Below are 16,899 nucleotides of genomic sequence, written 5' to 3'. Positions count from 1 at the left end.
TACATCCTGTGGACGCCGCCGGGGAGTCCTAATGGGACCGTTTGGGTATCGTCGGACGGGCGGCCGCCCACGGCCGACGGGAGGAATGCCGCACCATGCCCCTTTTCGGACGGGAAACCGAACTGAAGGACCTGGCCGAGCTCGTCGACGGGCCGGCCGCGGGCTGCGGTGGTGTCCTGATCCAGGGCGAACCTGGCATCGGCAAATCCGCCGTCGTGGCGGAGGCGGTGGCCGCGGCGACGGTCGGGGGCCTGCGGGTGTTGCGCACGACCGGCGTCGAGGCCGAACGGAACTTCGCGTACGCCGCCCTGCACCAGTTGCTCCATCCGGTCCGCGCCGGTGCCGACAACCTGCCCGCGCCGCAGCGTTCCGCGCTCTGGGCGGCGCTGGGGCTCGCCGAAGCGGACGAGCCCAACGCGTACCTGGTCGGGCTCGCCGCGCTGACGCTGCTGTCGGACGAAGCGGCGGTCAAGCCGTTGCTCGTCGTCGCCGAGGACGTCCACTGGATGGACCGCGAGAGCGCCGACGCGCTCGCGTTCGTCGCCAGGCGGATCGAGACGGAGCCGATCGTGCTGGTCGCGACCGTCCGGGATGGTGAGCCGTCGCCGCTGCGTGACGCGGGACTGTCCTCAATGGACTTGGAGCGTCTTCCCGGCGACGTGGCGGCCGAATTGCTCGACTCCGTCGCCCCCGGTCTTTCCTCGCCCGTCCGGTCCCGGGTGCTCGCGGAGGCGGCCGGGAACCCGCTGGCCCTGACAGAGCTGCCATCGGCTGTGACCGAGGCGCCCGAACCCGTGCTGCCGCTGACCGAACGGCTCGAGCGAACGTTCGGGGCCCGGTTCACCGCGCTGCCCGAACCGGCCCGCACGACCGTGCTGGTCGCCGCCCTCAACGAAACCGGCTCGCTCGCCGAGACACTCGCGGCGGCGGGCGCGTTGCTGGGCGCGGACGTCGAGCCGTCGGCGCTGGCACCGGCCGCCGAGTCCCGGCTGATCGACCTCGAAGCCAGGGCGGTCTCGTTCCGGCATCCGTTGATGCGCTCGGCGATTCCGGCTTCGGTCCCGTCGGAGGAACGGCGTCGTGCGCACCTGGCCCTCGCCGAGGTTCTCCGCGGGCAGCCGGATCGCAGCGCCTGGCATCGGGCGGCCGCCGCGACCGGCGCCGACGAGGACGTGGCCCGCGAACTGGAGCACGCCGCCGATCGCGCCCGGCAGCGCGGCGGAGCGACGGCGGCCGTCGCCGCACTCGAACAAGCGGCGCTGATGAGCGCCGATCCGGAACGGCGGGCGGACCGATTACTGCGCGCGGCCGAGCTGGCCGTCGAATCCGGCGGCCGCGAGACGGCGGAACGGCTCGTCCGGGACGCACGCGCGGGAGAGCTGACGCCGCGGCAACGAGCGACGGCGAGCTGGTTGCTCAGCGGGTTCGAGGACGGTGTCCGCGAAGACCTGTCGCGGATCGGGGAACTGGCGCGGCTGGCCGAATCGGTCGCGGAGGACGGGCAGCCGGATCCGGCGATGCGCGTCCTGTGGGGCGCCGCCATGCGCTGCTTCTGGGCCGAACCCGGCGAGGACACGCGGCGCACGCTGCTGTCCGTCGCGGACCGCCTCCCGGTCGAGAACTCGGACCCGCGCCTGGTCGCCGTCGCCGCGTATGTGGCGCCGTTCGACCGGGCCGGATCGGTGCTCGGCGAGCTGCGTGAACTGGCTGCCGACGCCGGCGCCGATCCCGAGGCCGACCGGTTCCTCGGCAGCGCGTCGCTGCAGGTCGGCGCGGTCGATCTGGCGGCCCGGTTCTCGGCGGCCGCGGCGCCGGGGCTGCGGGCACAGGGCAGGCTGGGCCTGCTGCCGCGGGCACTGGCGGTCCAGGCGTGGAGCCGGGTGCGGCTCGGTGACCTCGCCGCGGCCGTGCCGGTCGCGGCGGAAGCGGCCAGATTCGCCAAGGAGACCGGGCAGCCGTTCATGTACGGCTTCGCCACCGCGGTCCAGGCCGAGATCGCCGCACTGCGGGGTGAACACAAACAGGCCAAGGCGCTGGCCGACGAGGCCGAGCGGACCGCGCTCGCCGCCGGTGCCCGGCCGGTGCTGGCGACCGTGCAGCTCGCCAGGGGGATCGCCGCGTCGAGCGAGGGCCGTTTCGACGACGCGTTCGCCGATCTGCGGCGACTGTTCGATCCTGCCGATCCCGCCTTCCAGCAGGCGTTGCGCGTGTACTTCGTCGCGGAACTCACCGAGGTCGCGGTCCGGGCGGGCCAGGTCGACGCGCTGCGCGAGATCGTCGCGGAGATGGAACAGCTCGCGCTCAAGACCCCGGCGCCCGCGCTGCACATCGGTTTGCGCTTCGCCCGCGCCGTGCTCGACCCGAGTGACGAACTGTTCGAGACCGCGCTGGGGGCGGAGCTGGACGGCTGGCCCGCCGAACGCGGGCGGCTGCACCTGGCCTACGGCGAATGGCTGCGGCGGCAGCGGCGCGCCGTGGACTCGCGGGCGCATCTGCGCACCGCGCGGGAGACGTTCGACGCGCTCGGTATGACCGCGTGGGCCGAACGCGCGCGCCGGGAATTGCGGAGCGCGGGGGAGTCCAGCCCCCACCGTGGCCCCGACGCGCGGGAGAAGCTGACGCCGCACGAGCTGAGCATCGTGCAGCTGGCCGCGGAGGGCCTGACGAACCGGGAGATCGGGCAGCGGCTCTACCTGTCGCACCGGACGGTCGGCACGCATCTGCACCGGATCTTCCCCAAACTCGGGGTGAGTTCGCGGGCTGAACTCAAGAAAGCCCTGGGCCTCGTGAGTGGTAAGGACGGTTAGGACCATGGGTGTCTCAGGTACCTACTGGCTTCCGGCTGAGGTTTGATTCGGGGCCTTCACGGACAGCTCTGGCCTGGCAGCCTGCAAAGGCCACGGCAGTACATGAAGGTCCCCTTCCTTGCGCCAGGCGCAAGGAAGGGGACCTTCATGTACTCGGCGGGCGGGGGTCTGCCGGGTGGTGGGCCTGGCCGGGGTTGCGAAAGCCACTTTCGCAACCTTCAACGTTGCGAAAGTGGCCTTCGCAACGTCGGCCGTGGCCGGGCCCGGCACCGTCCTGGTGAGCATGTCGCGAAAGCCACTTTCGGGACATCAGACGTCCCGAAAGTGGCTTTCGCGACACCGCCTCCAGACCCCCAGGGCTTACCACTCACGAGAGCGATGGGTCACGCGACCGTCGCGTCCAGGGTGACCTCGACGTTCCCCCGCGTCGCCTTGGAGTACGGGCACACCTGGTGCGCGCCCTGGACCAGCTCGTCGGCGGTGGCCTGGTCGATGCCGGTGGCCTCCAGGTGCAGCGCGGCGCTCAGGTGGAACTCGCCCGCCTCGGTGTCGTGGTGCAGCGTCACCTCGGCGACGACGGCGAGGTCCTCCAGCTTGACCTTCTTGACGCCCGCGACGCGGCGGACGGCGCCGACGAAGCACGACGCCCAGCCCGCGGCGAACAGCTGCTCGGGGTTCGTGCCGTCGCCGGAGCCGCCGAAGGCCTTGGGGACGGCGAGGCCGACGTCGAGCACGCCGTCGTCGGAGGTCGCCCGGCCGCCGTTGCGGCCTTCCGCGGTCGAAGTGGCGACGGCGGTGTACGTGGTTTCAGACATGCCGCAACCGTAGGAATCCCGGCCTGACGGCGGCGACCGTCGGATGACGTCATCCCTGTACGTCATGGCTGGACGACGTACGCCGATGACGTCGTCCGACGCTCGCGGCCGTCCCGCGCGCCCGCCTACTTTCCCGTTCATGTCCAGCCTGCCGCAGGAATTCCGGTATCGCTTCACCGTGCTCGGCCCGCCCGGTTTCACCAGCGGCGGCACCCGGCTCGACCTCGGCTCGCCGCAGCAGCAGGCCGTCTTGATGCTGCTGCTGGCCAACGCGGGCAGTTTCGTCCGGACCGGTGAGCTGATCGACGGCCTCTGGGGCGAGCGGGCCCCAGCCACCGGCGAGGCCGTCATCCGCACCTACATCTCCCGCCTCCGGCGGCTGCTCTCCTTGCAGGGGCTCGGCTCGGCGATCGTCTCGCGGTCCGGCGGCTACCGGCTGGACCCGGATCGGTTCGAGGTGGACGCCGTCGAATTCGCCGGGCTGATCGAGAGTGCGCGGCAGGCGCACAACGTGGACACGGCGGCGAAGCTGCTGGAACGCGCGCTCGGTCTCTGGACCGGAACGGCGCTGGCCGGCGTCCCCGGCGAAGCGGCCGAACAGGAGCGTGCGCGCCTGGAACGACTGAAACTGATCGCCACCCAGGAGCTGCTCCGGCTGCGCCTCGAACTCGGGGAACACGACGAGGTGCTGGCCGAGGTGCCCGTGCTGATCGAGCGGAACCGTCTCGAAGAACCGCTGTACGAGATCTACCTTCTCGCCCTTCATCGAGGCGGGCGCCGGGCCGAGGCACTCGAACTCTACCGCTCGATCCACGACCTGTTCGACGAAGAACTCGGGATCCGGCCGGGGCCGAAACTGCGGGCGCTGCACGAGAAGGTGCTGCGCGCCGAGGACGATCCGGCGCCAAGGCTCCGCGACCCGGCGCCGCTGTTCGTCGGACGCGAGCGCGAACGCGCGGAATTCCGGCGGCTGCTCGCGCGAGACCCGGCCATGGGCGCCGAGATCCTGTTCCTGACCGGACCGCCCGGCATCGGGAAGTCGACCCTGCTGCGGAAATTCGCCGACGACGCGGCGACCATGGGCAAGCCCGTGCGGCTGTACGACGGGCTCGACGATCCGGCGGGTGTCCTGCGCCGCCTGCCCGAAGACGTCACGGTCGTGATCGCGGGCCGGACCGGGCCGGACGCCACACTGCTGGTCGATCCGGCGTGGGCGGGGAGGATCCGGATCCGGAAGCTCGAAGCCTTGAGCGAGAACGAGTCCGTGGCGCTGCTCGAAGCACGCGGTGTCGACCCCTCCCGGCGGAAGTCCATTGTGGACTTCGCGGCGGGCAACCCGTTCGCGCTCTCGCTGGCCGCCGAGATCGGCAGGTCACCGCGGTCCGACGCGGCACGCTACGTGGTGGACACGGTGTACGCGCATCTTGCCGGTGATCCGCCGACGGAGGCACACCGGTGGGCGCTCTATGTGTGCGCGCAGGCGGAGCACACCACCGAAGACCTCCTCCGGTCCGTGCTGCCGGGAGGACGGTCGTCGGAGCTGTTCGACTGGCTCCGCGACCACCCCTGCGTCGAGACCGCCACCCACGGCCTCGTCCTCGGCGGTGTGCTCCGCGAAGCGCTCGACCACCACCTCCGGTGGCGTGACCCGGCGGGCCGCGCGCGGATACGCGGCCGGATCAGCCGGGTCACGGCCGGTCGTTGATCAGGTGCGCAGCCACACCGCCGTGTCCGTCGGGAGTCCGCCCTCGACGGGACCGCTGGCCATGAGCACTTCGCGGTGCGGCGGCAACGCCACCGGCTTGTCCGAGAAGTTCAGCACGAAGGTGAAACCCGGCTCCCGGGTGAACGCCAGCACGCCGTCGCCCAGTGCCAGCCACTCCAGTTCGCCAGGACCGAGCGCGGGAAGTTCACTCCGCAGGCGCAGGCCGTCGCGGTAGAGCCGGAGCATCGACGCCGGATCGGCCGCCTGCGCCTCCGCCGTGCTGGAGCGCCATTCTTCGGGCTGGGGCAGCCACGTCCCACCGGTGCCGAAACCGAACGGCGGCGCGTCACCGGACCAGGGGAGCGGGACCCGGCAGCCGTCCCGGCCGGGATCGGCGCCGTTCGTCCGGGTCCACACCGGATCCTGGCGCAGCCCGTCCGGGATGTCCTCGATCTCCCACAGCCCGAGCTCTTCCCCTTGGTAGACGTACAGACCACCGGGTAGCGCCATGGTCAGCAACGCCGCCGCCCGTGCCCGCCGGGTGCCGAGTTCGCGGTCCACCGGCGTGCCGTGCAGCCGGTCGGCGAACGCGAAGCCGGTGTCGCCTTCGCGGCCGTACCGGGTCACGTGCCGGGTGACGTCGTGGTTCGACAGCACCCAGGCCGCGGGCGCGCCGACCTCGTCGTGCGCCGCCAGCGTCCGCTCGATGACGTCGCGGAACCGCGCGGAATCCCACGGGCACACCAGGAAGTCGAAGTTGAACGCCGCGTGCAGTTCGTCGCGGCGCAGGTATCGAGCGGCCCGCGACATGTCCGGCAGCCACATCTCGCCGACCATCACCCGGTCGCCCGGGTAGCTGTCGGCGATCTTGCGCCACGACCGGTAGATCTCGTGCAGCCCTTCCTGGTCGGAGAACGGCGTCTCGTCGCCGGGATCGACGTCGGGCAGCCGCGGGTCCTTCACCAGCCCGTCGGCGACGTCGATGCGGAAGCCGTCGACCCCGCGGTCGAACCAGAACCGCAGCACGTCCTCGAAATCGGCGCGGATGTCCTGGTTGTCCCAGTTGAAGTCCGGCTGGCGCGAGCTGTACAGGTGCAGGTACCACTCGCCGTCCGGGACCCGCGTCCACGCGGAGCCGCCGAAACGCGACTTCCAGTTGTTCGGTGGCTCGGAGCCGTCCGGCCCGCGCCCCGGCCGGAACCAGAACCGTTGCCGCTCCGGTGATCCCGGCTCGGCGGCGAGTGCGTCCTTGAACCAGCGGTGCTCGTCGGAGCAGTGGTTCGGCACGATGTCGATGATCACGCGGATCCCCTTGGCGTGGGCCGCGGCGATCAGGTCCTCCGCTTCGGCGAGCGTGCCGAAGAGCGGGTCGATCTCCCGGAAGTCGGCGACGTCGTAGCCGCCGTCGTCCATCGGCGACGGATACCACGGGGTGAACCAGATCGCGTCGATCCCCAGTTCGGCCAGGTAGTCCAGCCGCGCGCGGACGCCGGCGAGATCGCCGACACCGTCGCCGTTCCCGTCCGCGAAACTGCGGATGTAGACCTGGTAGATCGCCGCGCTCCGCCACCATCCGGCGGACTGCCCCAATGCGGTCACGGAAGTGCCCTCCTCAGTTGTTCGTGGATACCCCGAAATGCGGCGAAGAATTCAGCCCTTGAGGCTGCCGGCGGTGAGCCCGGCGAGGATGTGCCGCTGGAACGCCAGGAACAGCGCCACCATCGGCAGGCTGGCCAGCACCATGCCGGCGACGAGCACGTTCAGCGGCATGTCGATGGCCACCCGCTGCAGCATCACCGACAGCGTCTGCTTCTCGGTGTCCGGGAACACCAGCAGCGGCCAGATGAAGTCCTTCCACGCGGCCACCACCGCGAGGATCGACACCACCGCCAGGATCGGCCGGGAGATCGGCAGGATGATGCGCCACAGCGTGCGCACCGGTCCCGCGCCGTCGAGCCGCGCGGCCTCGATCAGCTCGTCCGGGATCTGGTCGAAGAACCGTTTCAGCAGGTAGATGTTGAACGCGTTCGCCGCGGCGGGCAGCCAGACCGCCGCCGGCGAGTTGATCAGATTGACGTTCAGCAGCGGCAGGTCGGTGATCGTCACGTAGGTGGGCACCAGCAGCGCCGCCGCCGGGAGCATCAACGTCACGAGCATCAGCCCGAGCACGACGTTGCCGAACTTCGGCCGCAGCTTCGACAACGCGAACGCCGCGGGGACGTCGATGGCCAGCTGGGCCAGCCAGGCGCCGCCCGCGACGACGACGGTGTTGAGGAAGTACTTGCCGAGGCTCAGCTGGTCCCAGGCGTCGGCGAAGGCCCCCGGATGCCATTCGTTCGGGATGAACGTCGCCGGTGTCTGCGCCAGTTCCTGCGGTGACTTCATCGCGCCGGTCACCGCCCAGTACAGCGGGAACAGGAACGCGATGACGAACAGGAGCAGGGTGCAGCCGAAGATCACGGCGTACCCGATCTTGCCGCCGGGGCTGCGGAGCGTGCTGGGGGAGACGAGCGTCCTCATGACTGATCCGCCTTCCGGGTCAGGCGCACGTACAGTGCGGAGAACACCCCGAGCGCGACGAACAGCAGCAGGCTCAACGCGCTGGCCGAGCCGAAGTCGTTGTAGACGAAGGCGTAGCGGTACAGCAGCAGGAGCACGGTGACGGTCGAGTCGTCCGGGCCGCCGCCGGTCATCACGTACGGCTCGGTGAACACCTGCATGGTCGCGACGACCTGCAGCAACAGCAGCACCAGCAACACGAACCGGGTCTGCGGCAGCGTGACGTGGATCAGGCGTTTCCACAGTCCGGCGCCGTCCAGTTCCGCGGCTTCGTAGAGCTCACCGGGGATGGTGCCGAGCGCGGCGAGGTAGATCAGCGTGGTGCTGCCCATGTTCGCCCACGTCGACACGAACACCAGCGACAGCATCGACGTGTCGCTCGAATCGAGCCATTGGCCGCCGGGCAGGCCCACGGCGCCGAGCGCGGAGTTGAACAGACCGGCGCCCGGGTCGTAGAACCACTTCCACATCAAGGCGGTGACCACCGGCGGCAGCATCACCGGCAGATATACCGCGAGCCGGAAGAACGCCTTGGCGTGCCGCAGTTCGTTGAGCAGCACCGCGGTCACGAACGGCACCACGAACCCGAAGACCAGCGCGAGCACGGTGAACAACAGCGTGTTGCGCCAGGCGACGCCGAACAGCGGGTCTTCGAACAGGCGGGTGAAGTTGTCGAACCCGACCCAGGTGGGCGGGTTGACGAAGTCGACCTGCTGGAAGCTCAGCAGCACCCCGCGCACGATCGGGTACCAGGAGAACAGCGCGAACACCACGAGCGCGGCGCACAAGAGGCCGTACGCGGTGAGGTTCTCCTTGAGCTTGCGGCGCAACCGGTTCCGGCGGCGTTCGGCGGCCGAAGCGACCGGGCGACCGGCCCGCGACGACGCTGTCGCGGGCCAGTCGAGGACGCTACTTGACCTGGGCGAGGACACTGTTGACCTTCGACACGGCCGACGACAGCTGCTGATCGATATTCGCGTTCCGATCGGTGAGCACCGCCTGCATCACACTGTCGAGGATGGCGTAGACCTGCTGCGCGTTCGGCGGTTCGATACTGCCCTTGATCCGCGAGCTGGAGTCCACATAGGACTGATAGTTCTCGGCGGGAACGTTGGCGTGCTTGGCCTTGATCGCGAGCTGCTGGTCACGGACGGCCCCCTGCCAGACGTCCGGGGTCGGCTCGGCGGGCAGCCCGACCGGCTGCTTGCCGTCGACGTACTGCTGGACGTGCTTCTCGAAGCGCTCCGGGTTGAGGTACTTCCAGCGGACCCATTCCAGGCCGGCCTTGATCTTCTCCGGCGAGGCCTTGGGGTTGATCATGTAGCCCTCGCCGCCGAGCAGGGTGCCCTGCCCGCCCGGCATCCCGGCGACGCCGTAGTCCTCGTACTTGCCGTTGAACTGCTTGACCAGCACCGGCACGTTGTCCGGGGCGGCCATGTACATGCCGAGCTGGCCCGCGCCCATCATGCGCTGGACGTCTTGGGCTTCGAGCAGCTGCTTGCTGCCCATCGTGTCGTCTTCCCACCGCATGGCGCGCAGCTGGTTCAGCGCGGCCTTGGCCTTGTCGTTGTCGAACGCGGCGACCCATTTGTCGCCGTCCTTGCGGGCGACCTCGCTGCCCATCGAGTAGAGCCACGCGGTCAGGTGCCAGCCGCCCTGGTTGTTCTTGCTGTAGTCGGCGTACCCGACCGTGCCGTTGCCCAGCGCCGCGATCTTCTTCGCGGCCGCACGCACCTCGTCCCAGGTCTGCGGCGGTTTGTTCGGGTCGAGCCCGGCCTTCTGGAACAGCGGGCGGCTGTAGACCAGGCCCATGCTGTAGTTCATCGTCGGCAGGCCGTAGAGCTTGCCGTCGGCGTCCCGGAAGTTGTCCAGTAATTCCGGTTTGATGTCGCCGAAGTTCTTCAGGCCCTTGGCCGCTTCGGTGATGTCGGCGGCCTGGCGGCGCGCGATGATCTGCGCCGGGTCGGTGAAGTAGACGTAGTAGACGTCTTCGAGCTGTCCGCCGGCGAGCTTGGCGGAGAACGTCTTCGGATCCATGAACCCCTCGTGGGGCTCGATGTCGATGTCCGGGTGGGACTCCTCGAACTCCTTGACGTCGGCGTCGAACACGCCGCGCTCGAACGGCTGGCTGGTCGGGGGCTGGCCGGTCACGGTGATCTTGACCTTGCCCCCGGTGCTTTCACCGGAACCGGAACCGCAGGCGGCCACCCCCAGGGTGAGTCCACCCGCGAGGAGCAGGCAGAACATCCGGCGGCGCACGGTGGGGGACCAAGTGCTGCTCATCTTCAAGCCTCATCTCGGGATCGCGACGGCTGTCACGTGATTGCGGTCACTCTAAAGTGAAGCCCCGGATCAACGCAATAACTGGATGAGAACTTGCAACTTTTCGACAGACACTGTCCGGAGGTGCCTCAAGCGCGTGAAGGCCCCCTTCCCTCGGCTCAGCCGAGGGAAGGGGGCCTTCACGCGCTGGGGGATCCCGCAGTTGGCCGGCTAAGTGCGGCGGGCGGTGGAGCCCCGGACGACGAGTTCGGGGGCGAACAGCAGCTCCTCGGCCGCGACCTCACCGCCGTTTATGCGTTTGACCAGCAGTTCGACCACGGCGCGGCCCATCGCCTCGATCGGCTGGCGGGTCGTGGTGAGCGGCGGGTCGGTGCAGTTCATCAGGGCCGAATCGTCGTAGCCCACCACCGAGACGTCTTCGGGCACCGACAAGCCCTGCCGCCGGGCCGCGCGGATCGCGCCCAGGGCCAGGAGGTCGCTCGCGCACAGGACGGCCGTCGCGCCGCGCGGGTACAGCCTGGCCGCGGCCGCGTGCCCGCCTTCGATGGAGAACATGCCGTGTTCGACGAGTTCGTCCAGGACCGGGAGCCCGAGTTTCGCCGCGTAGGCGCGGAACGCCTCGAGTTTGCGCTGCGACGGCACGTGGTCGTTCGGGCCGAGGACGAGACCGATCTTCTCGTGGCCGAGCGAGCTCAGATGCCCGACGACCTGCTCGACGGCGACCGCGTCGTCGCACGAGATCTGCGGCAGCCCGAGATGGTCGACGGCGGCGTTGATCAGCACCGTCGGCAGGCGGCGCTCGGCGAGATGGTGGTAGTGGGAGTGCACCGCGTCGGCCTGCGCGTAGAGCCCGCCGGCGAACACGACGCCGGACACCTGCTGTTGCAGCAGCAGCTCGACGTACTCCGCCTCGGAGACGCCGCCCGCCGTGCGGGTGCACAGCACCGGGGTGAATCCCTGCTGGGCCAGTGCGTTGCCCATGATCTCGGCCAGTGCGGGGAAAATGGGGTTCTGGAGTTCGGGAAGGACCAGTCCGACCAGGCGGGCGCGATCCCCGCGCAGCTGGGTCGGCCGTTCGTAGCCCATCACGTCCAGCGCGGTGAGGACGGCGGCCCGGGTGCCGGCGGAGACCCCGGACCGGCCGTTGAGCACCCGGCTGACCGTGGCTTCACTGACCCCGACCTTGCGGGCGACTTCGGCAAGACGACGCGTCATGGGTGAAACATTACCGCAAGCGAGCGCAAGAACTAGACACTCTTGATCGGTGCGGCGGCCCGGAAATCCCGCGAAGAAGGAACTAGGGCGGCGGCAGCCGGGGCGGCGAAGCAGACGACCGCGCAAGCCGCCAGCACCGGCGTCGCCCCGAACCGGTCGATCGCGGGAGCGATGAGCGCGAGCCCGGCGGGCGCCAGGCCATAGGAGAACAGGAAGTCCAAAGAGGACACCCGCGCGAGCTTCCCCGGCTCGACCTCCCGCTGGGTCGCGGTGAACCACGGGACGTTGAACAGTTCGATGCCCAGCCCCGCGATCGCGTAGGCGGCGACGACGAAGGCCGGATGAACCGGGAACAGCAGGCTCAGTGGCGCGAAGCCGTAGCAGCCGAGCCCGATCAGCGCCGCCCAGCCCTGCCGTTCCGGCCGCCAGCGTGCGATGACGACCGCGCCCGCGAGCGCGCCGAGCGTGTACGCGGTGAGCCCGGCGGCCAGGACGGCTTCGGTGTCGTAGCGGTCGCGGCTGACCAAGGGCAGCACGACGCCGGTGGCGGAATACCCGGTCGCGATCACGGCGGTCAGCGCGCCGAGCCCGGCCAGGAACCACGGGTGGCGGCGGGCTTCGCGGAGGCCGTCGGCGAACTCGCCGAAGAATCGGGTCTTGGTCGTGGCCGGGGTGGGCGCGAACGTTCCCCGCGGCGGGATCAGCGCCGCCCCCAGCCACAGCACCCCGGTCGCGATGACCAGGGCCGACGTCGAAGCGAACTGGGAGAGCAAGGCGGTGAGCCCGGGCGCGACCAGGGTCGTGACCCGGACGGCGAGCGTCATCGCGGCGTTGGCCTGCTGACGCCGGTCCTCGGCGATCACTTCCGCGGTCAGTGCCTGGAACGCCGGGCGGCACGCACCCTGCCCGACGCCGACGACGGCGGCCGCGGCGGCCGTCACCAGGACCGAACGGCCCATCCCGGCCGCGATCAGGGGAGTGGCGGCACCCGCGACGAGACCGGCCCAGAGCACGACCCCGCGCCGTGAGTACCGGTCGGCCAGTACCCCCGCCACCGGGACGGCCACGAGGAATCCCGCGGTCCGCGCGGCGAGCACGATGCCGAGGTCCACGGCCGAAAGCGACCGTTCCAGTACCGCGAGCCCGAGGATGAACGGCAGGGCCCAGGTCGCCAGCCCGGAGGCGGTGTTCCCGGTCCAGAGCCGGAGGAACGACAGGCTGCGGAGCACCGGGGTGACGATAGCAAGGAGAGACAACGGGCCCTGTCGCGCTCTACTCTGCCTCCCGTGCGCACGCCGACCTCGTCCCGGGGCCCGGTCAGGCGCCTCCGCGGCGGGGCCGTGGGGGTCCTGACCGGCACTTTGGCGACCGGTGCCCACGCCGGGACCAGCGGACGCGTCCCCGACCTCGGCGTGGTCGTGCTGCTCGTCGCCCTGCTGAGCTGGGTGGCGTACGCGTTCGCCGGACGCCGTCGCGGTCCGCTGGCCATCCTGTGCCTGGTGGCGAGCGGGCAGCTGGCGATGCACGCCTGCTTGACCTTCCTGACCTGGCAGTCGCACGCCCATCACGCCGAAACCCCGGGCAACGGCCTGGCCATGGCCGCCGGGCACGCCGCCGCGACCCTCGTGGTGGCGATGGTGCTCGCGGGCGCCGAGCACGTCGTGTTCGCGCTCACGGCTCTGATCGCTTCGGTCCTTCCGCGCCGCCTGACCCCGCGGCCGGCGACGGCGCCGCTGCGGATCCACGTCCCGCTCGCGGTGGAGTTCCCCGCGACCGAGGCGCTCCTGCGAAACGTGCTTTCGCGGCGCGGCCCGCCGGTGACGTTCGCCTGACCCCGAAACCCTGCCGAGACCCCCTGTCGCGGCAGGGCTCAGCACGCGTGCCGTGACCACCCCGGCGCGCGGCGCAGGCGCACGCCTCCCCACCGACGCCTCAGGAGTTCCCCATGGCAACGCGAATCGAATCGACCACCAGCCCACCGCGCGCGTCCGGCTGGCGCGGACTCTTCCTCCGTCTCCACTTCTACGCCGGCGTCCTCGTCGGCCCCTTCGTCCTCATCGCCGCGCTCACCGGCGTTCTGTACGCGGCGACGCCGCAGATGGAGTCCTGGATCTACGCCGATCAGCTTCGGGCACCCGTCGGGCTGAACCAGGTCTCCCTCGCCGACCAGGTCAAGGCGGCCCAAGCGGCCAACCCCGGCGGTGACCTGGTCGCCGTCCGGCCCGCCCCCGAACCGGGCGACACGACCCGCGTGCTCTTCGCCGAGGAGGGGCTCGGCGAGTCCGAACGACGCGCGATCTTCGTCGACCCCGCAACCGCGCAGGTGCGCGGGGATCTCGTCGCGTACGGCTCGAGCGGTGCCTTGCCGTTCCGGACCACGCTCGACCACCTGCACCGGAATCTGATGCTCGGCGAACCGGGACGGCTCTACAGCGAGCTGGCCGCGTCCTGGTTGTGGGTGGTCGCGCTGGGCGGTCTGGTGCTGTGGGTGAGCCGCCGCCGCGCCCGCCGGAACGAGAAGGCCGAGTCCGAGCGGGGGAAGTCCGTGCGCCGTCACGGCACCGTCGGGCTATGGGTGCTGCTCGGCGCGCTGTTCCTTTCGGCGACCGGGCTGACGTGGTCGGCGTACGCGGGTGAGAACGTCTCGGCGCTGCGAGAATCCCTCGGCTGGGCCACTCCGGCGTTGAAGGTGACCGGTGCCGACGAGCACGCCGGACACACCGGGCACTCGGGTCACGGTGAAGTTCCCGCCGCGAAGCCCGAGAGCGTGGACGCGATGCTCGCTTCGGCCCGCGCCGCCGGGATCGACGCGTCCTCGGTGGAGATCGGGCTGCCCGCGAAACCCGGCGCTCCCTGGCAGGTCGCGGAGATCGAGCGAGGCTGGCCGACCCAGGTCGACGCCGTCGCGGTCGACGGGACCACCGGGCAGATCCTGGACGAGGTGCGGTTCGACGACTATCCGCTGATGGCCAAGCTCGCGCGCTGGGGGATCGACGCGCATATGGGCGTGCTGTTCGGCTGGCCCAACCAGATCGTGCTGCTCCTGCTCGGCGCCGGTCTGGTCACGCTGGTCGTGCTCGGCTACCGCATGTGGTGGCGGCGCAGGCCGACCCGGGCCACCGGGCTGACCTTCGGGCGGCCCATCCCGCGTGGTCAGTGGCGCAAGGCCCCGCTCGCCCTGGTGGCAGGGCTGCTCGTCGCCGCCGCCGCGATCGGATGGTTCGTGCCGCTGCTCGGGATCAGCCTGCTCGCGTTCCTGGTGATCGACCTGCTGCTGGGCCTGCGGTCCCGTGGCCGGTCCACACCGGATTCGACCGACGTCACCATGTGAGTTCCGCGCTCGCCGCCCATGATCGGGCGGCGAGCGCGGTGCCGGCGAGCAGGGGCGATTCACCCGCCACGCGTAGCGGAAGCGGGCTCTTTCGCCCACCGAACGTGCGTCTCGCCGAGCTCCTCGGTCGGGACGCGGTGCGTTTCGCGCGCGGTGAGCGCGGCCGCGGCGCTGAGCAGGCAGACGGCGGCGGTGAAGACGGCGACGCCGAGCCAATCGTCCTTCCCCGAACCGATCGCGGCGACCACGCTCGGGGCGAACCCGGCGATGGCGAACCCGATCTGCGTGCCGATCGCCATCCCCGAAAGGCGGACCCTGGCGCTGAACATCTCGCCGTAGAACGACGGCCACACCCCGTTGACGGCGCTGTAGGCGACACCGAACAGCAGGATGCCGACGGTGAAGATCAGCGGATACGAACCGTCCGAAATGGACCACAGGTAGGGGAAGATCAGCACCGCGCAGGCGAGACAGCCCGCGATGAACACCGGCTTGCGGCCGATCCGGTCGGAAAGCCCGGCCAGCAAAGGGATCGCGAGCAGCGCGGCGACGTTGGCCAGCACGCCGACCCACAGGATCGGCCCGCGTTCCAGCCCGACCGTGTTGACCGCGTAGCTCAGCGCGTAGACGGTGAAGATCGTGCTGACCGAGGCGATGGTGGCCGCGACGACGACGCGGAGCACGTCCTTCCAGTGCGTCCGGAACAGCACGGCGACGGGCAGTTTGGCGACGTCGGCCCGGTTCTGCTGGAACACCGGGGTCTCGTCGATCTTGCGGCGGATCACGAAGCCGACCACCACCACGACGGCGCTGCACCAGAACGGGATCCGCCAGCCCCAGGTGAGCAGCTGCTCCTGGGGGAGTGCGGCGATCGGCAGGAACACCGCGGTCGCGAGGATCTGGCCTGCCTGGGTGCCGCTGAGGGTGAAGCTCGTGTAGTAGCCGCGCCGGTGGGACGGTGCGTGCTCCAGCGACATCGAGTTGGCGCCCGCCTGCTCCCCGGCGGCCGAAAGCCCTTGCAGGAGGCGAAGTATCACCAACAGGACCGGCGCGAGCACCCCGACTGAGGCGTATGTCGGCAGGCAGCCGACCAGGAACGTCGTGACACCCATCAGCACCAGCGTGAACACCAGGACCTTCTTGCGGCCCAGCCGGTCGCCGACGTGCCCGAGCACGAACGCGCCGACCGGGCGGGCGAGGTAGCCGACGCCGAAGGTGGCCAACGCCAGCAGTGTTCCGGTGGCGGGGGAGGACGCGGGGAAGAAGACCTTGTTGAACACCAGTGCGGCGGCGGTTCCGTAGATGAAGAAGTCGTAATACTCCAAGGCGCTGCCGATCCAGGCGGCCAACGCCGCCTTGCGGGGCATGCCTTGCGTGACAGGGGAGGGAGAGGCCACGTCGACGCTCCAAGGTGCGATCCAGCAATGTACGATCTAGTTAGTTAATACAGCCTGCGAGACGGTGCCCGGGTTGTCAAGAGCCGGGATTTCAGGCCGTCAGGTAGTCGATCACCAGGTCGCCCAGCATCAGGCGATAGTGATCGCGGCGCGCGGGATCGAGCATGTCGCGGCCGAAGATCGCGGAGAAGGTGTGCCGGTTCGCGAGGCGGAACACGCAGAACGAGCTGATCACCATGTGCACGTCGAGCGCGTCGACGTCGTCGCGGAACCGGCCGGCCTCGCGGCCGCGGTCGAGGATGCGGGTGAGCACGTCCAGCGCCGGGTTCGCCATCCCGGACAGGGCTTCCGAGCGGGCGATGTGCTCGCCGTGGTGGATGTTCTCGATGCTCACGAGGCGGATGAAGTCCGGGTTCGCCTCGTGATGGTCGAAGGTGAGCTCGGCGAGCTGGCGGATCGCGTCCTCGGGTTCGAGATGGTCGACGTCGAGATCCTGTTCGAGGGCGCGGATGGTCGCGTACGCCCGTTCGAGCGCGGCGACGTAGAGCTGTTCCTTGCCGCCGAAGTAGTAGTAGATCATCCGCTTGGTGGTGCTCGTGCGGGCGGCGATCTCGTCCACTCTGGCGCCGGCGTAGCCCTTGTCGGCGAATTCCCTGGTGGCCACCGCGAGGATTTCGGCGCGGGTGCGTTCCTTGTCGCGCTGGCGCTCGACCTCGGACGACGGTGCGGCCACCTGACTCCCTCCGAACCGCTGGTGGAGGCCTCACTCTAGCGCAGCCCTTCTCGT

General features: G+C 70.2%; 13 protein-coding genes. 4 read left to right on the top strand and 9 right to left on the bottom strand.

The features are described 5' to 3' along the window. Positions 1-95 precede the first annotated feature (95 nt). Positions 96-2,807 (top strand): helix-turn-helix transcriptional regulator, encoded by a 2,712-nt coding sequence (locus NQK81_RS05000; RefSeq protein ID WP_257487240.1) that lies wholly within the window; start codon positions 96-98, stop codon positions 2,805-2,807. 383 nt (positions 2,808-3,190) lie between these two features. Here NQK81_RS05000 and NQK81_RS04995 read toward each other — a convergent pair whose 3' ends face one another. Beyond that, positions 3,191-3,622: an organic hydroperoxide resistance protein gene (locus tag NQK81_RS04995; protein ID WP_034316469.1), complete on the bottom strand. Its 432-nt coding sequence runs from the start codon at positions 3,620-3,622 to the stop codon at positions 3,191-3,193. Between the two features lie 139 nt (positions 3,623-3,761). Here NQK81_RS04995 and NQK81_RS04990 point away from each other — a divergent pair, with 139 nt between their 5' ends. Further along, entirely contained in the window at positions 3,762-5,327 is a 1,566-nt protein-coding gene (locus NQK81_RS04990) for a BTAD domain-containing putative transcriptional regulator (protein ID WP_257487239.1), read from the top strand. Here NQK81_RS04990 and NQK81_RS04985 read toward each other — a convergent pair whose 3' ends face one another. The 6 genes from NQK81_RS04985 to NQK81_RS04960 form a co-directional block, all read right to left on the bottom strand. After that, positions 5,328-6,926, bottom strand: a complete 1,599-nt coding sequence (locus NQK81_RS04985; RefSeq protein ID WP_257487238.1) for a glycoside hydrolase family 13 protein — start codon at positions 6,924-6,926, stop codon at positions 5,328-5,330. It lies immediately after the preceding gene. A gap of 51 nt (positions 6,927-6,977) precedes the next feature. Beyond that, positions 6,978-7,847, bottom strand: coding sequence for a carbohydrate ABC transporter permease (locus tag NQK81_RS04980; RefSeq protein ID WP_257487237.1), 870 nt, complete (start codon positions 7,845-7,847; stop codon positions 6,978-6,980). Then, on the bottom strand, positions 7,844-8,818 hold the full coding sequence (locus NQK81_RS04975) for a carbohydrate ABC transporter permease (protein ID WP_257487236.1): 975 nt from the start codon (positions 8,816-8,818) through the stop codon (positions 7,844-7,846). The genes NQK81_RS04980 and NQK81_RS04975 overlap by 4 nt, the downstream gene beginning before the upstream one ends. Continuing rightward, positions 8,796-10,169 carry an ABC transporter substrate-binding protein gene (locus NQK81_RS04970; protein WP_257487235.1) on the bottom strand — a complete coding sequence of 458 codons (1,374 nt, stop codon included), beginning with the start codon at positions 10,167-10,169 and terminating at the stop codon, positions 8,796-8,798. Before NQK81_RS04970 ends, NQK81_RS04975 begins: the two co-directional genes overlap by 23 nt. 210 nt (positions 10,170-10,379) lie before the next feature. Continuing rightward, on the bottom strand, positions 10,380-11,384 hold the full coding sequence (locus NQK81_RS04965) for a LacI family DNA-binding transcriptional regulator (RefSeq protein ID WP_257487234.1): 1,005 nt from the start codon (positions 11,382-11,384) through the stop codon (positions 10,380-10,382). Positions 11,385-11,416: 32 nt separating this feature from the next. Next, positions 11,417-12,613, bottom strand: a complete 1,197-nt coding sequence (locus NQK81_RS04960) for an MFS transporter (RefSeq protein ID WP_257487233.1) — start codon at positions 12,611-12,613, stop codon at positions 11,417-11,419. 57 nt (positions 12,614-12,670) lie between these two features. Between NQK81_RS04960 and NQK81_RS04955 the strand changes: the two genes are divergently transcribed. Both NQK81_RS04955 and NQK81_RS04950 read left to right on the top strand, forming a co-directional pair. Next, entirely contained in the window at positions 12,671-13,216 is a 546-nt protein-coding gene (locus tag NQK81_RS04955) for a hypothetical protein (RefSeq protein ID WP_257487232.1), read from the top strand. A gap of 113 nt (positions 13,217-13,329) precedes the next feature. Then, complete coding sequence (locus NQK81_RS04950; protein ID WP_257487231.1) at positions 13,330-14,715, top strand: PepSY-associated TM helix domain-containing protein; 1,386 nt, start codon at positions 13,330-13,332, stop codon at positions 14,713-14,715. A gap of 59 nt (positions 14,716-14,774) precedes the next feature. Here the strand turns inward: NQK81_RS04950 and NQK81_RS04945 are convergent, their stop codons facing one another. Further along, positions 14,775-16,082, bottom strand: coding sequence for an MFS transporter (locus tag NQK81_RS04945; RefSeq protein WP_257489695.1), 1,308 nt, complete (start codon positions 16,080-16,082; stop codon positions 14,775-14,777). A 121-nt stretch (positions 16,083-16,203) separates the two neighbouring features. Continuing rightward, on the bottom strand, positions 16,204-16,845 hold the full coding sequence (locus NQK81_RS04940; RefSeq protein WP_126732242.1) for a TetR/AcrR family transcriptional regulator: 642 nt from the start codon (positions 16,843-16,845) through the stop codon (positions 16,204-16,206). Positions 16,846-16,899: the final 54 nt, after the last annotated feature.

Source organism: Amycolatopsis roodepoortensis (assembly GCF_024628825.1).
Taxonomy (GTDB): Bacteria; Actinomycetota; Actinomycetes; order Mycobacteriales; family Pseudonocardiaceae; genus Amycolatopsis; species Amycolatopsis roodepoortensis.
Note: the sequence above shows the minus strand (reverse complement) of the source record. Positions and strands in the feature narration are given on the sequence as shown.